23 protein-coding genes are annotated in these 19,748 nt (G+C 67.9%); 18 read left to right on the forward strand and 5 right to left on the reverse strand.

Annotated elements, in window-relative coordinates; translation table 11 throughout:
- Positions 1-12 precede the first annotated feature (12 nt).
- From EIZ44_RS33455 to EIZ44_RS33470, 4 genes are all read right to left on the reverse strand, one after another.
- On the reverse strand, positions 13-1,491 hold the full coding sequence (locus tag EIZ44_RS33455; protein WP_134733111.1) for a hypothetical protein: 1,479 nt from the start codon (positions 1,489-1,491) through the stop codon (positions 13-15).
- A gap of 132 nt (positions 1,492-1,623) precedes the next feature.
- Positions 1,624-2,787 carry a hypothetical protein gene (locus tag EIZ44_RS33460; RefSeq protein WP_134733112.1) on the reverse strand — a complete coding sequence of 388 codons (1,164 nt, stop codon included), beginning with the start codon at positions 2,785-2,787 and terminating at the stop codon, positions 1,624-1,626.
- Positions 2,788-2,800: 13 nt separating this feature from the next.
- Positions 2,801-3,136 carry a hypothetical protein gene (locus EIZ44_RS33465; protein ID WP_043827665.1) on the reverse strand — a complete coding sequence of 112 codons (336 nt, stop codon included), beginning with the start codon at positions 3,134-3,136 and terminating at the stop codon, positions 2,801-2,803.
- Entirely contained in the window at positions 3,133-3,714 is a 582-nt protein-coding gene (locus EIZ44_RS33470) for a YbaB/EbfC family nucleoid-associated protein (protein ID WP_134733113.1), read from the reverse strand. Before EIZ44_RS33470 ends, EIZ44_RS33465 begins: the two co-directional genes overlap by 4 nt.
- Before the next feature lie 619 nt (positions 3,715-4,333).
- On the opposite strand from EIZ44_RS33470, the gene EIZ44_RS33480 reads away from it, so the two are divergent.
- The 5 genes from EIZ44_RS33480 (at position 4,334) to EIZ44_RS33500 (ending at position 9,241) form a co-directional block, all read left to right on the forward strand.
- A complete protein-coding gene (locus EIZ44_RS33480) occupies positions 4,334-6,196 on the forward strand; it encodes a selenium-binding family protein (RefSeq protein ID WP_238608644.1) in 1,863 nt (620 codons plus the stop codon).
- Between the two features lie 60 nt (positions 6,197-6,256).
- Positions 6,257-8,017: a hypothetical protein gene (locus EIZ44_RS33485; RefSeq protein ID WP_134733115.1), complete on the forward strand. Its 1,761-nt coding sequence runs from the start codon at positions 6,257-6,259 to the stop codon at positions 8,015-8,017.
- 41 nt (positions 8,018-8,058) lie between these two features.
- Entirely contained in the window at positions 8,059-8,439 is a 381-nt protein-coding gene (locus EIZ44_RS33490; RefSeq protein ID WP_134733117.1) for a hypothetical protein, read from the forward strand.
- Between the two features lie 18 nt (positions 8,440-8,457).
- Positions 8,458-8,691 carry a hypothetical protein gene (locus EIZ44_RS33495; protein WP_134733119.1) on the forward strand — a complete coding sequence of 78 codons (234 nt, stop codon included), beginning with the start codon at positions 8,458-8,460 and terminating at the stop codon, positions 8,689-8,691.
- A gap of 64 nt (positions 8,692-8,755) precedes the next feature.
- Positions 8,756-9,241 (forward strand): MmpS family transport accessory protein, encoded by a 486-nt coding sequence (locus tag EIZ44_RS33500; RefSeq protein ID WP_134733121.1) that lies wholly within the window; start codon positions 8,756-8,758, stop codon positions 9,239-9,241.
- Here the strand turns inward: EIZ44_RS33500 and EIZ44_RS33505 are convergent.
- Positions 9,234-9,722, reverse strand: coding sequence for a GNAT family N-acetyltransferase (locus EIZ44_RS33505; protein WP_134733123.1), 489 nt, complete (start codon positions 9,720-9,722; stop codon positions 9,234-9,236). The genes EIZ44_RS33500 and EIZ44_RS33505 overlap by 8 nt on opposite strands.
- A 74-nt stretch (positions 9,723-9,796) precedes the next feature.
- Between EIZ44_RS33505 and EIZ44_RS33510 the strand changes: the two genes are divergently transcribed.
- The 13 genes from EIZ44_RS33510 to rpsC all read left to right on the forward strand — a co-directional run.
- On the forward strand, positions 9,797-9,949 hold the full coding sequence (locus tag EIZ44_RS33510; protein ID WP_101436018.1) for a hypothetical protein: 153 nt from the start codon (positions 9,797-9,799) through the stop codon (positions 9,947-9,949).
- Positions 9,950-10,751: 802 nt separating this feature from the next.
- Entirely contained in the window at positions 10,752-11,126 is a 375-nt protein-coding gene (rpsL, locus tag EIZ44_RS33515) for a 30S ribosomal protein S12 (RefSeq protein ID WP_003102113.1), read from the forward strand.
- A complete protein-coding gene (rpsG, locus tag EIZ44_RS33520; protein WP_007031033.1) occupies positions 11,126-11,596 on the forward strand; it encodes a 30S ribosomal protein S7 in 471 nt (156 codons plus the stop codon). The genes rpsL and rpsG overlap by 1 nt, the downstream gene beginning before the upstream one ends.
- 63 nt (positions 11,597-11,659) lie before the next feature.
- Entirely contained in the window at positions 11,660-13,759 is a 2,100-nt protein-coding gene (gene fusA / locus EIZ44_RS33525; RefSeq protein ID WP_037816271.1) for an elongation factor G, read from the forward strand.
- A 127-nt stretch (positions 13,760-13,886) separates the two neighbouring features.
- On the forward strand, positions 13,887-15,080 hold the full coding sequence (tuf, locus tag EIZ44_RS33530) for an elongation factor Tu (protein WP_037816270.1): 1,194 nt from the start codon (positions 13,887-13,889) through the stop codon (positions 15,078-15,080).
- A 401-nt stretch (positions 15,081-15,481) separates the two neighbouring features.
- Positions 15,482-15,787: a 30S ribosomal protein S10 gene (gene rpsJ, locus EIZ44_RS33535; protein ID WP_003102098.1), complete on the forward strand. Its 306-nt coding sequence runs from the start codon at positions 15,482-15,484 to the stop codon at positions 15,785-15,787.
- 30 nt (positions 15,788-15,817) lie between these two features.
- The gene (rplC, locus tag EIZ44_RS33540; protein ID WP_037816269.1) at positions 15,818-16,468 is read left to right on the forward strand and encodes a 50S ribosomal protein L3; all 651 of its coding nucleotides are present in this window, start codon (positions 15,818-15,820) and stop codon (positions 16,466-16,468) included.
- A 2-nt stretch (positions 16,469-16,470) separates the two neighbouring features.
- Positions 16,471-17,160, forward strand: a complete 690-nt coding sequence (gene rplD / locus EIZ44_RS33545) for a 50S ribosomal protein L4 (protein WP_037816268.1) — start codon at positions 16,471-16,473, stop codon at positions 17,158-17,160.
- Complete coding sequence (gene rplW, locus EIZ44_RS33550; RefSeq protein WP_009072304.1) at positions 17,157-17,468, forward strand: 50S ribosomal protein L23; 312 nt, start codon at positions 17,157-17,159, stop codon at positions 17,466-17,468. Before rplD ends, rplW begins: the two co-directional genes overlap by 4 nt.
- Before the next feature lie 15 nt (positions 17,469-17,483).
- On the forward strand, positions 17,484-18,317 hold the full coding sequence (rplB, locus tag EIZ44_RS33555) for a 50S ribosomal protein L2 (protein WP_037816266.1): 834 nt from the start codon (positions 17,484-17,486) through the stop codon (positions 18,315-18,317).
- An 18-nt stretch (positions 18,318-18,335) separates the two neighbouring features.
- Positions 18,336-18,617, forward strand: coding sequence for a 30S ribosomal protein S19 (gene rpsS / locus EIZ44_RS33560; RefSeq protein WP_003102083.1), 282 nt, complete (start codon positions 18,336-18,338; stop codon positions 18,615-18,617).
- Positions 18,618-18,645: 28 nt separating this feature from the next.
- Positions 18,646-19,059, forward strand: coding sequence for a 50S ribosomal protein L22 (gene rplV, locus EIZ44_RS33565; RefSeq protein WP_037816265.1), 414 nt, complete (start codon positions 18,646-18,648; stop codon positions 19,057-19,059).
- Positions 19,059-19,748 (forward strand): 30S ribosomal protein S3 (rpsC, locus tag EIZ44_RS33570; protein WP_134733125.1); only part of this gene is annotated, 690 nt, incomplete at its 3' end. The genes rplV and rpsC, both read left to right, overlap by 1 nt.

Consider the following 19,748-nt stretch of genomic DNA (forward strand, 5'->3'; position numbering starts at 1 on the left):
CACGCTGCCAGGTCAGGCCGCGGCCAGGGCTTCACGCGTCTTCCGGACTCGGCGCGACGCCCTCGGCCAGTAGGTCACCTTGACGATCAGCAAACCGAACAGCAACGGGAACAGGCAGGTGAAAATGACTCCCTGCGCGGCCCTGCCGCTCTCGAAGATCGGGCTCCACCACAACGGTCCGAGCTGAACCTTGACGACGTCGCCCACTTCCGGCATTTCTTCGGACCAGCGCGTGGTCGAGGTATGGGTGGAGCCGTCGAGCACGTAGGCGCCGCGGACCCGAGCGGCGGAGCCCCCGGTGCACTTCCCGGAACTTCCCCGGCAGACCGGCGCGGCACCGCGGTCGATCCAGGTCACCTTCAAGTCCACCTCGGTGCCCTGTCCGTTCATGACGAGAAGCGAATTGCTCATCGCGAGGACGGCGCTGACGATCATGACCGCCGCGATCAGCGAGCGCATCGCCAGCGAGGTGGAGGTGACCGGCTGCCTGTCCAGCGCTTCCCGGCGGCGGTTCAGCTTGGTCCGGACGAGCCCGGCCCGTTTGCCGTACCACGCGTCGTAGCTCGTTTCGGCGCGCGCGGTCACCCGGCGAAATTCCGCTGCTTCGGCGCTGTTCCACAAGCTGGGCGACAGCACCGCGGCGAGCATGGCGAGCCGCCGCCCGTTGCCGAGCATCCGCTCTTCGGTCAGCCCGCCCGCTTCCGCGGTCCACATCGAATCGCGGTCGAACACGACCTCGTGCACCCGGAACCACAGATCGGTCATGATCATCTCGCGGACCTCGCCGGTGAGCACCTGTCGCGCGAACTCCGGGTCGCTGGTGGTCACGGAGAACCGCCGGTCGAAATCCGGATCCAGTTCGAACGCTGCCAGCTCCTCGCCGGGCTTGGGCGAACCGGCCTGGTTGCGGGTGATCTTGGCGTCTTCGAGCGGGGTGAAGTGTTCCGGCTCGAAGGCCTTGGTCCGCGGGCTGATCACCAGCGTCGGCCCGGCGGGGACCCGCATTTCGACGAGGGTGTAGATCCCGTCGACCTGGTTGGCGACCGAATCGAGCACGCCGTCCGGCGCGCCGGACGAGTACTCGACGCCAAGCAGCTGGTGCCCCTGGTGGTCGAACTCGGCAGTGCGCCGGGTCCGCGGACGATCGGGCTCGGTGATCGCGACCGTGCGGCCTCGCCGGGGAAGCACGCCGAAGGTCGGTTCCTCGACCGCACCCAGCCGCCGGATCCAGAATCGCTGCCGGAGAACTCTCCAGGCCGCGAACCCGGCCATCGCGATCGGGATGCACACCCAGCCGATGGCGGGACCGCTGCTCTCGGTCCCCGCGGTCAGCCAGTACAGCGTGGTCCCGAACAGGGCGGCGATGCTGAGCGCTTCGCATACGGCGGTCTTGACCACGCTGCGGTTCTCGAACCGGCTGGCGAGCATCAGCAGGAGCAGGGTCAGGACGTAGCCGCCGACGATGTACCAGGGTTCGAGCAGTGCTGCCATTTTCGCGGCTCCTGTGGGCTGCTCTTCGGCACCCGGGTGAAGAGGTTTGTGCTCCGGCAGGGCGAGGGTAGTGCGCGTCGAACCGGATCGCCGTCGCGGGCGAGGCAGCGCCGGCGATTTCAGCCCCGCTGGTCAGATGTCGAGGTCGTCCTTCGTTTCTTCGACGCTCTGGCCGTTGCCGGGATGATCCTGCTTCAGGTTCGTGATCGCCTTGTCGGTCGCCTTGTACGCGGACTTGGTGGTGTAGGCCGAGCCCTTCGACAAGTCGCCAGGGGCGATGCCGGTGGTCGCCTTGACTGTCTCGTCGAAAACTTTGCGCGGAACGCTGGTGAAAACGTCCTTCGCCGCTTGGCTGTATGCGGCGCCCTGAGCGTTCAGGCCCTTGGCGAAGGCTCCGGTGATCGCCTTCTCCTGGCCGGGGGTCATGCCGATCTTGCCTGCCTTGGTGAGCTTCGAGCCCTGCTTGACCAGGTCGTCGCTCCACTTCATGAGGAAGCCCATGAATTTGTCGAGCAGCTTGCCGAGCTTGCCGAGGTGTTTGGTGATCTTGCCGAGCGCGCTCGCCGCCTTCGCGACGGACGCGGCCATCGCACCCGCGACCGATGAGCCGAAGCTCACGATCGACGCCGCCAGCGCGGGCAGCCAGATGTAGATGAGCCAGCTGACCAGTTCCGAGATGATCGCCTTGACGACCTCCTCGATGACGGTCATGACCATCGACCACATCTTCAGGGTGTCGGACACCGACCCCGCGGCCGAGCCGATGCCGTTGATGCCCTGGGCGAACTCGGCCAGAGCCTTCTTGGCTGCCTCGCCGCCTTCGCCTTCCCAGTCCTTGAGAGCCTCGTCTCCGGTCTTGACGAAATCGTCGGCCAGCTTGACGAAACCCGTGCCGATCGACACGAAGTCCCCTGCCGCCTTCTCCAGCGCGGGCCCGTCGCCGGTCACGAAGTGCAGCGCGTCGTTGAGCGGCTGGATCAGATCCAGCAGCATGTTCAGGCCGTTGCTGACCAGCCAGCCCACCGGGTCGAGCGCGAAGCTCGCCATGTCCATCGTTGCCCCGGCGACGAAACCCGCTCCGTCCTGCAGCAACTGGCCACTCGCAGCGGCGACGTCACCGACACTGTCTGCTTTGGAGAACTTGTCGTAGGCGTTGGAGATGGTGCTGACGCCTTTGCCGACGACGGGCGTGTGCGTCGTCGCCTCCTTGGCCACGTGCAGGCCGTGCTGAAACCCGTTTTCGCCGCGGTGGTCGTCGTGGAGCTTCACCCCGTCGGCGATGCTGTCCTGTCCCATGGTTTCCCCCTGCTCAGCGCGGCCCGTCGATCTTCGTCTCGAATTTGCCGAACGTCATGACAGTGTCTTGTTCGTGGCCGTCGTAGATCTCGGCGGCCTTGCTGACCTTGCCTTGGAAGGATTCGACGCCGCTCTTGAGAAGTTCGAGCAGCTCTTTGAGGTCGTCGAGTTTGCCGGTGTAGGTCTGCTTGACCGCCAGCCCGATCAGTCCCCAGGACTTGTCCGTCACGTCGGCGTGGTTGATGAGGTCGCCGAACTTCCCGGCCTCGCCTTTGTACCGGTCGAGCCCCGTGGAGTACTTGGTCAGGGCTGCGGTGTCGACCTTGTGACCGCCGTTCGTCGGACTCATCGGTGGTCCTCCTCGTCGTTGAACAAGTTCTTGAGGAACTGGTCGCCCGCCGATGCCGAGGGCGGCGCCGGCGGAGGCGCCTGGGGCGTCCGGCGGTCGTCGCGAAGCAGGTCGTTGTTCGCGAAGTCCTCGTCGTCCCTGACCGGTGCGGCCTGCTGCGGCTGCTCCTCCGGCAGGTTGGACTCCAGTTCTTCGACGGTGGTTCCCAAACCAGCGGCCTGTGCCTCGAGGACCTGGTCGGAGACGTTCAGCCCGAAGGCCGTGCCCACGTGCTCGTCGACGATGCCCGCCTGCTTGCGGGCGGATTCGGCGACCGCCTTGTGCAGGGTCGCCAGGATCGAGGTCGCCAGCTGGTCCGGTTGCTGCCGGAGCGCGTCCGGGGTGAGCCGGAGGTCTTTGATCGATCCGCTCGGACCCGCGACAACGGTGACCGCCCGGTCCGGCGACGTCACTTCGGCCTCGAGTGCGGTGAGCTCCTCCTGCATGTCGCCGACTTTCGCGAACTGCGCTTCGGCTTGCTTGAGCTTGTCCTGGAACTTGTCGAACTCCGCGACGAGCCGGTCCATCTCTGCCGACACCGACAGTCACCCCTTCCCCTGATCCCTCACGTGATGTGCGGATTATGCCGCTTCTGTCAGGTTCGCGCCGCAGGGTCAGGGAATCCAGGGTGGGTGATTCACCGCAGGCAAGCGGGTGAGTTCCCGGGATTCGATCACGAAAAGGTAACGAACATATCGGGCGAACAACCCCACCTCGGACGCCGAAGCGCCGAACATACTTTGGGCCGAACGGAGCATCGCAGGTCAGCGCCGCCGCTCCAGCCGGGTGTCGGGGTGCGGGCCGGGCAAGTCGGCCCAGTTCGTGGGATATTCACCCCTTCGGTCGACGTTCCCACGATTGATCACCGCATTGACAGTGCGTGCGGTTCGCCAGAGTATTTCGCGCATGTCCATTCCGGTTGCCCTCGTGTGGCGCCTGCACGTTGATCTGCGTCAGCAGGCCAGCGCGCTGTGTAGGAATTCCTGACCTTTTCTTCCGGCCGCGTTCGGCTGGTTGATTTCTCTTGCCCCGCAACGGGTTTCTGTGGCCCGAGGGGATAACCGCTTTTCCCGTTCCGGGTGGGTTTCGGGCTGCCCGGAGAACGGGGAAAGAAGTGCCTTCGCGGGCGCTTCACGGGAACACGAACAGGGAGACACAATGCGATTCAGCTCCTCCTCGGGCGCCCCGCCCCGATGGCGGAAAGCGCTGACCGTCGCCGGCGCGGTCGCGCTCGCGATCGGTGCGGTGACCTACACCGGGTCCAGCACCAGCGCCTACGCCGACGTCCAAGTGGTCACCGACGCCAAAACCGCGTCCGACGGCAAGCAGTACTGGGTGCAGAACCACCTGGTGAGCAAAGACCTTGCCGCGCAAGCGCGTTCCGCGGACGGCACGCCGAAGAAGTGGCTGCTGGTCTGGGCGGGCGACGAGAACATCGCCGACACCGCGGTGAAGGACGTCAAAAACCTGCCGGGATCGCTCGGCGGCGGTCTCGGCAAGGTCAAGAATGCCTTGCCCGGTCCCGATTTCCTCGCGGTGATCGACGCGACGCAGGGTTCGCCGACGTACGGCAAGGTGGTGAACACCGCGACCGTCGGGCCGCTTGTCGAGAACGAGCCGCACCACATGCAATACGTGTGGCACAAGGGCGACACGATCTATGCCGGTGCGTTGTTCGCCGCAGCGACGTACGCGTTCGACGTCAGTGCGTTGCCGCAGTTGAAGCTCAAGGGCATCAGCCTGCCGACGCAGACGCTCGGCGGTTCCGTGCCGGACGCGTACTGGGTGCTGAAGGACGGCACCGCGTACGGCACGTATATGGGCGGGCCGGTCGTGCCCGGTCCGTACGCGTACCAGGACGGTTCCACGCAGATCGGCAACGGTTTCGCCGGCAGTCCGGGGGAGGTTGTGCACTTCGACCAGAACGCGCAGGTGCTGTCGCAGAATCCGGCGGCGACCCCGCAGGGCGACAACGCGAAGCTGTGCGACAACCTGCCGCAGCTGGGCAAACCGTCCTGCGCGAACCCGCACGGCGTGCAGGCGCGCGAGGACCTCAACACCCTCGTCACCAGTGACTACGCCGAACCGCGCAACATCATTCTCGACCCGGTGAAGCAGCCGTCGCCGTATCTGCGCCGTCCGACGATCCGCACCTGGGACATCTCCGACCGCAACCACCCGAAGCTGAAAGCGGTGTCCTACCTGCAAGACGGCCCGCGGGCGAATCCGGCGGACCCGCTGCACTCGGAAAGCCGCGCGGTCATGGAGACCACGGTGACGAACCTGCCCGGCCACAAGGGTGCGTTCGCCGAGACGATGCAGGGCGGCGCGATCTTCTACACGCCGGACATCACCGCGAAGGACCCGCACTGGATCGAGGTGTTCGACGACGGCACCGCGGGCAAGCCGATCTACTCGCAGAACGACTCCAACGGGGCCAGCTCCAACGGCGGCTGGCTGCAGACCAGCCCGGACGACCGGTTCCTGTACCACGCGGTGCAGGGCAGGCAGAAGGGCGCGCTCGGCCCGGACGACCCTGGCACCACCGGCGGCGTGTACGTGCTCGACATCCAGAAGCTGGTCGCGGCGGGCGACAAGGTCGAGGACATCAAGGGCCGCGTCGACACCGTGGAGAAGGCGCAGCAGGGCGGCGGGGGAGACCTGCCGACCGTCGTCGGCTCCGCGCCGATCAACCCGGGCGTGCCCGGGGCGGGCCCGCACTGGGGCGCGTACGACAACTTCGCGCTCGGCCAGGACGGTTTCTACCACGAAACCCAGCAGCCGCAGCACATCGCGGTGTCGAACTACTTCGTCGCCCGGTCCGGTTTGGACGGTGACCACAAGGTCAACCTGCTGAACCTGTCGCCGGACGGGAAGGTCGCGGTCGACGCGAACTTCCGCGACGAGTTCACCGGCCAGGTCGGCATCAACTTCAACCGGAAGTCGTGGCCGCACGGGGACTTCGGCAACGCCAAGCCGCACTCCGAGCTGTTCGTGGTCGCCGACCAGAACGTGAAGTAACTCGTTCCCGGCGCGCGGGCGCCCGTCCGCGCGCCGGGACTCTCCCCGAAGAAGGTCTCCATGGATCACCACGTCACTCCGGCCGCCACCGGATCGTCCGGGGTGGACAGTGCCGCGCTGGTGCTGCGGCTGATACTGCTGCTGGCGACGGCATTCCTCGCCGGTACCGGGATTCTGCGTCCGCTCGTCGGCCCGCTGCCGCGCAAGCTGTGGCTCACCACCGGCGCGCTGGGGGTGGGCTCGGCGGTGCTGGCCGCGGTGTCGGCGGCGACGGTCGACGTCAACCTCGTCGCGCTGATCGTGCACATCGTGCTCGCGCTGGCGGTGCCGGTGTTGCTTCGGTGGCCCTCGGCGGGCCGTTGGGCTTCGCTCGCGCTGGTCGTGCTCGTGGTGTTGGAGACCTCCGTCGACGGCACGGGTATCTCCTTCGCCATCGACACTGTGTACGTCGCCGCGGCTGCACTGTGGTTCGGCGTGACGCTGCTGTCCGCTTGGGTGCCGGTGGAGGAGTGGCGGTCGACGCCGTTGCGCGTCGGGCCGCTGTCGGTCAGCCTCGCCGGACTGCTGACCCTCGCGGGCATCGTGCAGCTCGGCGTCTCCGGCGTCGCCTTCGACCGACGGCTGTACGAAACACTCTTCGGCGTCTCGCTGATCGTGGTGGTCCTGCTGCCCGCCGCGGTCACCGTCGTGTCGGCAATCTTGTTGTCCCGCAACGCTTCCATTCGCGGTTACCGCTACGGCGTCGCCGGGGTCGCGCTCGGTTTCGTCGCGTGGAGTGCGCTCGCCGCGGTGCCGCAGCCAGCGCCGTTGCCGGTGCCCGGAGTACCGCTGCTGGCGGACGCGACCGTCGGCGGCGCGAGCGTGCCGGTGCTGGTCAGTCCGCAACGGCCCGGACGCAACCTCGTGCACTTCCCGGCGAGCGCGGGCACGGACCTGTCCGCCGGCGTCGAGGGCGGGACCGTGACCACTGCGGCGGCGCGCGCCGGCGCGGAAGGCAGCTGGGCCGAGGTCGACCTTCCGCCCGGACGCAGCAGTCTCGTCGTGCACAAGGGCGAAGCGACCACCACGGTCGACGTCGACGCGGGCACCGAGGCGGGCCCGGCGGTGTCGGACGCCGACGCGCCGGAATGCGCGGAAGCCGCACTCGGCGGTCTGGTGGCGGAGAAACGCGACGTGCTCACCAGCTGCCCGGCGGACGCGTTGTCGCCGGAGGACCGCGGTTCGCTGGTGAAGCTGGTCGAATTCCTTGCCTCGCGGAAACCGTCGGCGATCACGCTGGTCGAGGACAAGTCGCCGCGCGGGGTGCAAGCCGCCCAGCTCGTCCGTGAAACCGCCGTTCGCGTCGGGCTGCCGGTGCGCCCGGACGCGGCGGCGGACACCGCGCTGGTGGTCGTCTCCGGCTGGAGCGACGGGTACCTCGCGATGAGCCGCGCCGCCGAGTCGCAGCGGCTCAAACCGACGCACCAGTTCGGCCTCTATCTCGCGCCGTGGCTGCTCAACGGACCCATCGTCAACACCGTGGCCAGCGCGGCCATGCCGCTGCGCTTCGACCCGCGCGACCAGCTCGCGGTGAGCTACGCGGTGGCGGTCGGCAACAGCTTCGGCGGAGAAAGCCCGTCACTGGGCGGTTTCCGGACCTGGCTCGGTCCACAGTGGACAGCGGTGAACGGCGAGGTGCAGCTGTTCGCGGCCGCGCAGGTCAACGCGATGCCGATGTACCCGAACGAACCGCACGCGCCCGGCATGCAGGCCGCGCGCGACTACGCCGGGCAGTGGATCCCCGACGGAACCATCGTCCCGATCAGCGGCGCGCTCCGCTGACCCGCAGTTCCCCGAAGTACCCCGAAGAAAGGAAACCCCTGATGAAACGCACTGTCGCCCGGATCCTGCTGCCGCTCGCCGCGGCCGGGGCGTTCGCCGGATTCGGCGGGGGAGCGGCCAGCGCCGCCACCCCGGACGCGTCCGCTCCCGCCCAGCCCGCGGTCGCCGCTGGTCAGGCAGCCGTGCCGGGATCCTCCGTTCCCGGTCTCCCCGCGGGCCTGCCTTCCCCGCCGACTGGTGGCCTGCCCTCCCTTCCGACCGGCGGGCTGCCCACCCCGAGCCTCCCGGGCGCACCGACCGGCGGCAGCCCGTCGATCTGGGTCGTCCCGGGCCTCGACGCGGGCAGCCTCCTCGGCCCCACCACCCAAGCCCCGGCGCAGCTCCTCGCGCCGGTGTTCAACCTCGTCACCGCCGTTTCCTGAGCACTGAAGGAGAAAGCCATGAAGAAGACAGTCGTCCGCGCCGTAGCCGCCACCGCGCTCGCCGGAGCCGCGGTGCTCGGCGCCGCCGCTCCCGCGCTGGCCGCCACGCAGGACCAGCCCGGTGTCGTCGTGGTCGACGAGCCGGACACGTCGAACCTGAACAACATCTGGACGTTCGCGCCGCTCGGCGTGCCCGTGCTGGGCCTGATCCAGTCGCTGAACGGCGTCCCCGGCCGGATCCTGCCCGGCTGACCCGACCCCGCCGGTGGTTCCCCTCGTCCCCGGGAACCGCCGGCGGACCCCGGAAAGAAGGACCATGGACAGACAGCTGATCGGCCGGCTCGCGATCGCCGGGATCGCGGTGGCCGCCGTCGCCGCGGCAGTAGTGATCCTCGGCGACGACACCGCGCCCGCCCCGGCCGCCGTCTCGACGCCGACCGCCGCCGTGCCGCAGCGCGCCCCGGACCGCACCGTCACGCGCACCTTGGCCCCGACGACGTCCATCGCGCCGGCCGCGCCCGCTCCGTCCAGCTGGCAGATCACCTACGAACTCGCCGGCTCCGGCACCGCCACCGTCGTTTACGACGACAACGGCCTCGGCCTGGTGCACCAGGAGCTGTCCGTGCCGCTGCCCTGGCGCAAGACCCTGACCTGGCCGAAGTCCGCCGTCGCGCCGACCGTGCAGCTGATGGGCCAGTCGAGCGGCCCGGTCGAATGCCGGATCTCGGTGAACGGCGTGCTGGCGCGGTCCGCGAAAGCCGCCGACGGCGAGGTCGCCAGCTGCGCGGGACGGCTCAGCTGAGGTCTTTCGAGAACCAGTGCTCGGCGTACTTGTCGTCGTTGAACGCCTCGACCTCCGCGTAGCCCATCGACGCGTACAGCGCGCGTGCTTCGACCAGGTCGTCCCGGGTGTCGAGCCGCATCCGCACCGAGCCCAGCCGCTTCGCCGCCGCTTCGGCCGCCGTGACGATCAGCTTCCCGCCGCCGTGCCCGCGGTGCTCCGGGCGCACGTACACCTTCGTCAACGCGCTCAGCCCCGGCTCGACCACGCGGACCCCGATGCAACCGGCCGGTTTCCCGTCCCGATAGGCCATCAGGAACGCCCCGGTCGGCGCGACGAGGCCGTCGGCGGGCTCGTCGGCCAGCGCCTCGTCCACCTCGGCGGGCGTGGCCGGACGGCCGTAATACCGCGACGCCACCTCGTCCATGTACTCGCGCAGGATCGCCGTCGCGTCGGGGTGTTCGGCCGGGATTTCGCTGATCTTCCAGTCCACGTCCCTCATCTTGGGGAGTCCGTCCACCGATTTCCCCGGCAGGTACCGTGCAGTCCGGCAGGGGAACCGAACGAGGAGGCGACATGGACGGCAGCGAGAACGTCGACCAGCCGGGGGACAAGAAGACCGGCGGCAGCCATGCCGCGCCGGAGGGGGCTGGAGTGCACCCGCTGATCGATCTGTCGCGCGACCCGAACCCGGGCAAGCCCGACCACGCGAAGCCGGACGAGGACTGATCTCCGGCTGGCCGGACGGGGACTGATCTCCGGCTCGGCCTGGACGAGGATTGACCCGGCCAGGCGAGGACGGACCCTCGGCTCGGCCCGGACGAGGACTAACCCGCGGCTCGGTCCAGGCGAGGACTGACCCGCGGCCCGGTCCGACGAGGTTTGACCCCGGCCCGGCGGGTGCACACCGCCGGGCCGGGTTTCGCGGCTCCGCCCAGCCCTGAGGCGAGCGCCGCCTCCGGTGAGGTGCTTGTCACCCCGGGCGAGGTCCATTGTGGAACACCCGGCGGCTCTTCTTCTTGCCGCTGAAGAATTTCTCTCGCGTTCTTAACGCCGCTGCGAGTTCTCGGCGCGGCCGTCGGCGAGCGATGCCCGGCGCGCGTCCATTCATTGGCCGCCCCGTCCCGGCATGCGAACCGAAGTGCGCTCTGACCGCGGGAACCCGTCCGGGAATAGCGTCGCCGAGCCTCGCGTTCTGCATCTCGGGAAGTCCCGCGCGGCACCGTCCCAAGGCCCCGATCTGGGGTTACGATGACCGGTCGGCGACCGTAGCGACCCCCCGCCCGGACCGCTCCGCGAGTGGACGGGTATCTTTGGAGACCGTGCCCGGCAGGCGTCGGGCCGCTCCGCGTGCCGTTGGGCATGAGCGGGGTGCTTTTGCACCCGGTTCACCGGCCTCGCCACGTGGGGTTCCGACGGAAAATCCCTCCGGGAAGTTACCGGTCGAGAGACCGTGACGCGGGCCGACACGCCCGACCGCGGGGACCGGTGAAGACACGAAGAAGCAAGATCACGACAGGAAGCTGGTCCATTGCCCACGATCCAGCAGCTGGTCCGCAAGGGCCGCCAGGACAAGGCTGCCAAGCAGAAGACCGCGGCCCTCAAGGGGAGCCCGCAGCGTCGTGGCGTGTGCACCCGCGTGTACACCACGACTCCCAAGAAGCCGAACTCGGCCCTGCGCAAGGTTGCTCGTGTGAAGCTGACCAGCGGTATCGAGGTCACCGCGTACATCCCGGGCGAAGGCCACAACCTGCAGGAGCACTCGATGGTGCTCGTGCGCGGTGGCCGGGTCAAGGACCTGCCGGGTGTTCGCTACAAGATCATCCGCGGTTCGCTCGACACCCAGGGTGTGAAGAACCGTAAGCAGGCGCGCAGCCGGTACGGCGCGAAGAAGGAGAAGAGCTAATGCCTCGCAAGGGTCCGGCGCCGAAGCGGCCGCTGATCTCCGACCCCGTCTACGCCTCCCCGCTGGTCACCCAGCTGGTGAACAAGGTGCTGAAGGACGGCAAGCGGTCCCTGGCCGAGCGCATTGTCTACGGCGCTCTCGAAGGCGCTCGCGAGAAGACCGGCACCGACCCGGTCGTCACGCTGAAGCGCGCGCTCGACAACGTGAAGCCCACCATCGAGGTGAAGAGCCGCCGCGTCGGTGGCGCCACCTACCAGGTGCCGATCGAGGTCAAGCCCGGCCGCTCCACCACGCTGGCGCTGCGCTGGCTGGTCTCCTTCTCGCAGGCCCGCCGCGAGAAGACGATGATCGAGCGGCTGCAGAACGAGCTGCTGGACGCGAGCAACGGCCTTGGCGCCAGCGTCAAGCGTCGCGAAGACACGCACAAGATGGCCGAGTCCAACAAGGCCTTCGCGCACTACCGCTGGTGATGACCGCCCGGCTGCCGATAGAAGCCATGCCGGGCCCCACGTTCGAGACAGGGGAACATTCTCGTGGCACGTGAAGTGCTGACCGACCTCAACAAGGTCCGCAACATCGGCATCATGGCGCACATCGACGCCGGTAAGACCACCACCACCGAGCGGATCCTGTTCTACACCGGGATCAACTACAAGCTCGGCGAAGTCCACGACGGCGCCGCCACGATGGACTGGATGGAGGAGGAGCAGAAGCGAGGCATCACCATCACCTCGGCTGCCACCACCACCTTCTGGAACGACTACCAGATCAACCTGATCGACACCCCCGGGCACGTCGACTTCACCGTCGAGGTGGAGCGCAACCTGCGGGTGCTCGACGGCGCGGTCGCCGTCTTCGACGGCAAGGAAGGCGTCGAGCCGCAGTCCGAGCAGGTCTGGCGGCAGGCGGACAAGTACGACGTCCCGCGCATCTGCTTCGTCAACAAGATGGACAAGCTGGGTGCGGACTACTACTACACCCTGCAGACCATCTCGGACCGTCTCGGCGTCCGGCCGCTGGCCATCCAGCTGCCGATCGGCGCGGAGAACGAGTTCGAGGGCGTCATCGACCTGGTCCGGATGAAGGCCCTGGTCTGGCGCGGCGAGGTGCAGAAGGGCGACGACTACTCCGTCGAGGACATCCCGGCCGAGCTGGCCGACCGCGCGGCCGAGTACCGCGAGAAGCTGATCGAGGCCGTCGCCGAGACCGACGACGCGCTGATGGAGAAGTTCCTCGAGGGCGAAGAGCTGACCCAGGACGAGATCAAGGGTGGCATCCGCAAGCTGGTCGTCACCCGCGAGGCGTTCCCGGTGCTCGCCGGCTCCGCGTTCAAGAACAAGGGCGTGCAGCCGATGCTGGACGCGGTCATCGACTACCTGCCGTCGCCGCTGGACGTGCCGCCGGTCGAGGGTCTGCTGCCCGACGGCGAGACCCCGGTCACCCGGCACGCGACGACCGAGGAGCCGTTCTCCGCGCTCGCGTTCAAGATCGCCGCGCACCCGTTCTTCGGCAAGCTGACCTACATCCGGGTCTACTCGGGCAAGGTCGCCTCCGGCGCCCAGGTCGTCAACGCGACCAAGGAGCGCAAGGAGCGCATCGGGAAGATCTTCCAGATGCACTCCAACAAGGAGAACCCGGTCGACGAGGCTCTGGCCGGCCACATCTACGCGGTCATCGGCCTGAAGGACACCACCACCGGTGACACCCTTGCCGACGCGCAGAACCCGGTCGTGCTCGAGTCCATGACCTTCCCGGACCCGGTCATCAAGGTGGCCATCGAGCCGAAGACCAAGGCCGACCAGGAGAAGCTCTCCCTGGCGATCCAGAAGCTCGCCGAGGAAGACCCCACGTTCCAGGTCAACCTGGACGAGGACACCGGTCAGACGATCATCGCGGGCATGGGCGAGCTGCACCTCGAGGTGCTGGTCAACCGGATGAAGTCCGACTACAAGGTCGAGGCGAACATCGGCAAGCCGCAGGTCGCCTACCGCGAGACCATCAAGAAGACCGTGGACAAGCTCGACTACGTCCACAAGAAGCAGACCGGTGGTTCCGGCCAGTTCGCGAAGGTCATCGTGAAGCTGGAGCCGCTCGAGCGCACCGACGGTGCTCTCTACGAGTTCGACAACAAGGTGACCGGTGGCCGCGTGCCGCGGGAGTACATCCCGTCGGTCGACGCGGGCGCACAGGACGCGATGCAGTACGGCGTGCTGGCCGGCTACCCGCTCGTCGGGTTGAAGTTCACCTTGTTGGATGGCGCGTACCACGAGGTCGACTCTTCCGAAATGGCGTTCAAGATCGCCGGTTCCATGGCGATGAAGGAAGCCGCGAAGAAGGCAGGCCCGGTCATCCTCGAGCCGATGATGGCCGTCGAGGTCACGACTCCCGAGGACTACATGGGTGACGTGATCGGCGACCTCAACTCCCGCCGTGGCCAGATCCAGGCCATGGAGGAGCGCGCCGGTACCCGTGTCGTGAAGGCACTGGTCCCGCTGTCGGAGATGTTCGGCTACGTCGGCGACCTGCGGTCCCGTACCCAGGGCCGGGCGAACTACTCCATGGTGTTCGACTCCTACGCCGAGGTTCCCGCGAACGTCGCGAAGGAAATCATCGCGAAGGCGACGGGGGAGTAATCCCCTCCGCTCGCGGGCATTAAGGGACTCTCCTGAACGTCCGCAGCAACGACGAAGGAACATTCGCGGGGCGGCAGCCACGCTGCCCCGCGAGCACAAAGCAAATCCAGTCCAGGAGGACATTCCAGTGGCGAAGGCGAAGTTCGAGCGGAGCAAGCCGCACGTCAACATCGGCACCATCGGTCACGTCGACCACGGCAAGACCACGCTGACCGCGGCGATCACCAAGGTTCTGCACGACGCGTACCCGGAGCTGAACGAAGCCCGTGCGTTCGACCAGATCGACAACGCGCCGGAAGAGAAGCAGCGCGGTATCACGATCAACATCTCGCACGTCGAGTACCAGACCGAGAAGCGTCACTACGCGCACGTGGACGCCCCCGGTCACGCTGACTACATCAAGAACATGATCACCGGTGCCGCGCAGATGGACGGCGCGATCCTGGTGGTCGCGGCCACCGACGGCCCGATGCCGCAGACCCGCGAGCACGTGCTGCTGGCCCGCCAGGTCGGCGTGCCCTACATCGTCGTGGCGCTGAACAAGGCCGACATGGTCGACGACGAGGAGATCCTCGAGCTCGTCGAGCTGGAGGTCCGCGAGCTGCTGTCCTCGCAGGAGTTCCCGGGCGACGACGCGCCGGTCGTGCGCGTCTCCGGCCTCAAGGCCCTCGAGGGCGACCAGAAGTGGGCCGACGCCGTGCTCGAGCTGATGCACGCCGTCGACGACAACGTGCCGGACCCGGTGCGCGAGCTCGAGAAGCCCTTCCTGATGCCGATCGAGGACGTCTTCACGATCACCGGCCGCGGCACCGTCGTGACCGGTCGCGTGGAGCGCGGCCAGGTCAACGTCAACGAAGAGGTCGAGATCGTGGGTATCCGCGAGAAGTCGACCAAGACCACCGTCACCGGTGTCGAGATGTTCCGCAAGCTGCTCGACTCTGGCCAGGCGGGCGACAACGTCGGCCTCCTGCTGCGCGGCATCAAGCGCGAGGACGTCGAGCGCGGCCAGGTCGTCGTGAAGCCGGGCACCACCACCCCGCACACCGAGTTCGAGGGCCGGGTCTACATCCTGTCCAAGGACGAGGGCGGACGGCACACCCCGTTCTTCAACAACTACCGCCCGCAGTTCTACTTCCGCACCACGGACGTGACCGGCGTCGTGACCCTCCCCGAGGGCACCGAGATGGTCATGCCGGGCGACAACACGGACATCAGCGTCGTGCTGATCCAGCCGGTCGCCATGGACGAGGGTCTGCGCTTCGCCATCCGCGAGGGTGGCCGGACCGTCGGCGCGGGCCAGGTTACCAAGATCAACAAGTGACGTCGGCGCCCTGAATTCGGGTCAATACACCCCCGAGTTCAGGGCGTCAACTCACGTGTGCGACACTATTCAGGTTGCTCGTCCTGGGGCGGCCGAATCCTGATCGGTTTTCAATCGACTGGGTTCCGGCCGCCCTGGTATGAGCGGCCACGGTCCGTGGAGCTCGTCCTTCGGGTGAGGCTAGCGGGCAAGGCCAGTAGGGACGACCCCGTGTCGGCCCGCGGCCTCCTCACGTAGAGGAAGACCAGGCAAGACGACGATCCTTAGGGATCCGTCTGTGCGGCGGGCGCGACACGCCCGACCGCGTGGACCGGGGACAGGGCCGTTGAACTGCTGAAACCCGGGCTCCGGCCCAGGTTGACGAGACAAAGCGGCACGAGACGACAAGGAACGCAGCCACCATGGCGGGACAGAAGATCCGCATCCGGCTCAAGGCCTACGACCACGAGGCGATCGACACCTCGGCGCGCAAGATCGTGGAAACGGTCACGCGCACCGGCGCCCGTGTTGTCGGGCCGGTGCCGCTGCCTACCGAGAAGAACGTTTACTGCGTCATCCGCTCGCCGCACAAGTACAAGGACTCGCGCGAGCACTTCGAGATGCGCACGCACAAGCGTCTGATCGACATCCTCGACCCGACGCCGAAGACGGTCGACGCGCTCATGCGCATCGACCTCCCGGCGAGCGTCGACGTCAACATCCAGTAAGCGTTGGGCGAGCGGCGGAGATAAGAACTCATGTCTGACAGGCAAATGAAGGGCATCCTGGGCACCAAGCTCGGCATGACCCAGGTCTTCGACGAGCAGAACCGGGTCGTCCCGGTCACTGTCGTCAAGGCCGGTCCGAACGTGGTGACCCAGGTCCGGACCACCGACAAAGACGGCTACGCGGCCGTGCAGCTGGCGTTCGGCGCGGTCGACCCGCGCAAGGTGAACAAGCCGCGCACCGGCCACTTCGACAAGGCTGGCGTGACGCCGCGCCGGCACCTCGCCGAGCTGCGCACCACCGACGCCGAGACCTACGAGGTCGGCCAGGAGATCACCGCTGAGGTGTTCGAGGCTGGCACTTCGGTCGACGTGACCGGTACCAGCAAGGGCAAGGGCTACGCCGGTGTCATGAAGCGCCACGGCTTCAAGGGCCAGGGCGCGAGCCACGGTGCGCAGGCCGTGCACCGCAAGCCGGGTTCGATCGGCGGCTGCGCCACGCCGGGCCGCGTGTTCAAGGGCCTGCGCATGGCGGGCCGGATGGGTAGCGACCGGGTCACCACGCAGGGCCTGACCGTGCACGCCGTGCGCGCCGAGGACGGCCTGCTGCTGATCAAGGGCGCGGTGCCCGGTCCCAAGGGCGGCCTGCTGTTCGTGCGCAGCGCCGCGAAGGGTGGAAACTGACGATGACGAGCGTCGAGCTGAAGACTCCGGCCGGTAAAGCCGACGGCACCGTCGAGCTCCCCGGGGAGATCTTCGACGTGCAGGCCAACGTCGCGCTGATGCACCAGGTCGTGGTGGGCCAGCTGGCCGCCGCGCGCCAGGGCACGCACGACACGAAGACCCGCGGTGAGGTCTCCGGTGGCGGCAAGAAGCCGTACCGGCAGAAGGGCACCGGGCGCGCCCGCCAGGGTTCGACCCGTGCGCCGCAGTTCGCCGGCGGTGGCGTCGTGCACGGCCCCACGCCGCGCGACTACACCCAGCGCACCCCGAAGAAGATGAAGGCCGCCGCTCTGCGTGGCGCCCTCTCCGACCGGGCCCGCGCCGGCCAGCTGCACGTCGTGACGGAACTGGTCACCGGCGAGAAGCCGTCGACCAAGACCGCGAAGTCGGCGATCGCCGCCGCGACCCAGGCCAAGCGCGTTCTCGTGGTCCTGCACCGCGACGAGGAGCTCGCCTGGGTGTCCGCGCGGAACCTGCCGTACGTGCACCTGATCTGGGCTGACCAGCTCAACACCTACGACGTCCTGGTCAACGACGACGTCGTGTTCACCAAGGCCGCCTACGACGCGTTCGTGGCAGGTCCCGTCCGCGGGAAGGTCGTCAAGGCCCTCGCGCGTTCGAGCGAGGTTTCGGAAGGGAGTGACGAGAAGTGAGCTCGGTCGCCATCCCGGACCCCCGCGACATCCTGCTCGCGCCGGTGATCTCCGAGAAGTCCTACGGGCTGCTCGAGGACCACAAGTACACGTTCATCGTCCGTCCGGACGCCAACAAGACCCAGATCAAGATCGCGGTCGAGAAGGTGTTCGGCGTGAAGGTCGTCAGTGTCAACACGGCCAACCGCCAGGGCAAGCGGAAGCGGACTCGTACCGGCTTCGGCAAGCGCAAGGACACCAAGCGCGCCATCGTGACTCTTTCGCCTGAGAGCAAGGCGATCGAGATCTTCGGCGGACCCACCGCGTAAAGGACTGAGCTGACAATGGGCATCCGCAAGTACAAGCCGACGACCCCGGGTCGTCGCGGTTCGAGCGTCTCGGACTTCGCCGAGATCACCCGGTCCACGCCGGAGAAGTCGCTGCTGCGTCCGCTGAGCAAGACCGGCGGCCGGAACGCTTCGGGCAAGATCACCACCCGGCACAAGGGCGGTGGCCACAAGCGCGCCTACCGCGTGATCGACTTCCGTCGTCACGACAAGGACGGCGTGCCGGCCAAGGTCGCGCACATCGAGTACGACCCCAACCGCACCGCGCGCATCGCGCTGCTGCACTACGCCGACGGCGAGAAGCGCTACATCATCGCGCCGGAGAAGCTGAAGCAGGGCGACACGGTCGAGAACGGCCCCCGCGCCGACATCAAGCCGGGCAACAACCTGCCGCTGCGCAACATCCCGGTCGGCACCGTGATCCACGCGATCGAGCTCCGCCCCGGCGGCGGCGCGAAGATGGCCCGGTCCGCCGGCGCCCGCGTGCAGCTCGTCGCCAAGGACGGTCCCTACGCCCAGCTGCGTCTCCCCTCGGGCGAGATCCGCAACGTGGACGTGCGCAACCGCGCGACCGTCGGCGAGGTCGGCAACTCGGAGCACTCGAACATCAACTGGGGCAAGGCGGGCCGCAACCGCTGGCGCGGCAAGCGCCCGACTGTCCGCGGTGTCGTGATGAACCCGGTCGACCACCCGCACGGCGGTGGTGAGGGCAAGACGTCCGGTGGTCGCCACCCGGTGAACCCGAACGGCAAGCCCGAAGGCCGCACTCGCAAGAGCAAGCCGTCCGACAAATTGATCGTCCGCCGCCGGCGCACCGGCAAGAAGCGCTGAGCAGGGAGGTAGAAGCACATGCCACGCAGCCTTAAGAAGGGCCCGTTCGTGGACGACCACCTGCTCAAGAAGGTGGACGCTCTCAACGAATCGGGCAAGAAGACCGTGATCAAGACTTGGTCGCGGCGCTCCACGATCATCCCGGACTTCCTGGGTCACACGATCGCGGTGCACGACGGCCGCAAGCACGTCCCGGTGTTCGTCACCGAGGCGATGGTGGGTCACAAGCTGGGCGAGTTCGCCCCGACGCGGACCTTCAAGGGCCACATCAAGGACGACCGCAAGTCGCGCCGCCGCTGAGCGGGCCAGAGAAAGTTAAGGGAAGCAGATGAACGCCCAGTCAAACGCCACGGCCGCAGCCGAAGAGCTGCCTACGGCCGTCGCGCGGGCTCGTTTCGTCCGGGACGCCCCGATGAAGGTGCGCCGGGTGATCGAGCTCGTCAAGGGTCGTAGCGTCAGCGAGGCCTTGGCCGTGCTCCGGTTCGCGCCGCAGGCGGCCAGCACGCCGCTCGCGAAGGTCATCGCCAGCGCGGCGGCCAACGCCGAGAACAACCTCCAGCTGGACCCGGAGACGCTCTGGATCAAGTCCGCGACCGCCGACGAGGGCCCGACCCTCAAGCGCATCCGTCCGCGTGCCCAGGGCCGTGCGTACCGGATCCGCAAGCGCACCAGCCACATCACCGTGGTGGTCGAGTCGCGGCCTGCGGAGAAGAAGAGCAACAAGAAGGCAGGTGGCCGGTAGTGGGCCAGAAGATCAACCCGCACGGCTTCCGCCTGGGTATCACCACTGACTGGAAGTCGCGCTGGTACGCCGACAAGCAGTACGCGGAGTACGTGGCCGAGGACGTCAAGATCCGCAAGCTGCTCTCCACCGGCATGGAGCGCGCCGGCATCTCCAAGGTCGAGATCGAGCGCACCCGTGACCGCGTCCGCGTCGACATCCACACCGCCCGGCCGGGCATCGTCATCGGCCGCCGCGGCGCGGAGGCCGACCGGATCCGCGGCGCGCTGGAGAAGCTGACCAAGAAGCAGGTCCAGCTGAACATCCTCGAGGTGAAGAACCCCGAGGCCGACGCGCAGCTGGTCGCGCAGGGTGTCGCGGAGCAGCTGAGCAACCGCGTGGCGTTCCGCCGCGCGATGCGCAAGGCGATCCAGACCTCCATGCGCTCGCCGCAGGTCAAGGGCATCCGCGTGCAGTGCGGCGGTCGTCTCGGCGGCGCCGAGATGTCCCGTTCCGAGCACTACCGCGACGGCCGGGTCCCGCTGCACACGCTGCGCGCTGACATCGACTACGGCTTCTTCGAGGCCAAGACGACGTTCGGCCGCATCGGCGTGAAGGTGTGGATCTACAAGGGCGAGCTGGTCGGCGGCCTGAAGGCGCGCGCCGAGCGCGACGCCGCCGCGTCGGCCGCGGACCGCGCGCCGCGCCGC

It is taken from the genome of Amycolatopsis nivea (genome assembly GCF_004522235.1).
GTDB classification, from domain to species: domain Bacteria; phylum Actinomycetota; class Actinomycetes; order Mycobacteriales; family Pseudonocardiaceae; genus Amycolatopsis; species Amycolatopsis nivea.

What these genes read in the sequence shown, in the direction of transcription:
- EIZ44_RS33455 (WP_134733111.1), bottom strand. Translation starts at nt 1,491, where the DNA reads ATGGCAGCACTGCTCGAACCCTGGTACATCGTCGGCGGCTACGTCCTG.
- EIZ44_RS33460 (WP_134733112.1), bottom strand. Translation starts at nt 2,787, where the DNA reads ATGGGACAGGACAGCATCGCCGACGGGGTGAAGCTCCACGACGACCAC.
- EIZ44_RS33465 (WP_043827665.1), bottom strand. Translation starts at nt 3,136, where the DNA reads ATGAGTCCGACGAACGGCGGTCACAAGGTCGACACCGCAGCCCTGACC.
- EIZ44_RS33480 (WP_238608644.1), top strand. Translation starts at nt 4,334, where the DNA reads ATGCGATTCAGCTCCTCCTCGGGCGCCCCGCCCCGATGGCGGAAAGCG.
- EIZ44_RS33485 (WP_134733115.1), top strand. Translation starts at nt 6,257, where the DNA reads ATGGATCACCACGTCACTCCGGCCGCCACCGGATCGTCCGGGGTGGAC.
- EIZ44_RS33490 (WP_134733117.1), top strand. Translation starts at nt 8,059, where the DNA reads ATGAAACGCACTGTCGCCCGGATCCTGCTGCCGCTCGCCGCGGCCGGG.
- EIZ44_RS33495 (WP_134733119.1), top strand. Translation starts at nt 8,458, where the DNA reads ATGAAGAAGACAGTCGTCCGCGCCGTAGCCGCCACCGCGCTCGCCGGA.
- EIZ44_RS33500 (WP_134733121.1), top strand. Translation starts at nt 8,756, where the DNA reads ATGGACAGACAGCTGATCGGCCGGCTCGCGATCGCCGGGATCGCGGTG.
- EIZ44_RS33505 (WP_134733123.1), bottom strand. Translation starts at nt 9,722, where the DNA reads ATGAGGGACGTGGACTGGAAGATCAGCGAAATCCCGGCCGAACACCCC.
- EIZ44_RS33510 (WP_101436018.1), top strand. Translation starts at nt 9,797, where the DNA reads ATGGACGGCAGCGAGAACGTCGACCAGCCGGGGGACAAGAAGACCGGC.
- rpsG (WP_007031033.1), top strand. Translation starts at nt 11,126, where the DNA reads ATGCCTCGCAAGGGTCCGGCGCCGAAGCGGCCGCTGATCTCCGACCCC.
- rpsJ (WP_003102098.1), top strand. Translation starts at nt 15,482, where the DNA reads ATGGCGGGACAGAAGATCCGCATCCGGCTCAAGGCCTACGACCACGAG.
- rplC (WP_037816269.1), top strand. Translation starts at nt 15,818, where the DNA reads ATGTCTGACAGGCAAATGAAGGGCATCCTGGGCACCAAGCTCGGCATG.
- rplD (WP_037816268.1), top strand. Translation starts at nt 16,471, where the DNA reads ATGACGAGCGTCGAGCTGAAGACTCCGGCCGGTAAAGCCGACGGCACC.
- rplB (WP_037816266.1), top strand. Translation starts at nt 17,484, where the DNA reads ATGGGCATCCGCAAGTACAAGCCGACGACCCCGGGTCGTCGCGGTTCG.
- rpsS (WP_003102083.1), top strand. Translation starts at nt 18,336, where the DNA reads ATGCCACGCAGCCTTAAGAAGGGCCCGTTCGTGGACGACCACCTGCTC.
- rplV (WP_037816265.1), top strand. Translation starts at nt 18,646, where the DNA reads ATGAACGCCCAGTCAAACGCCACGGCCGCAGCCGAAGAGCTGCCTACG.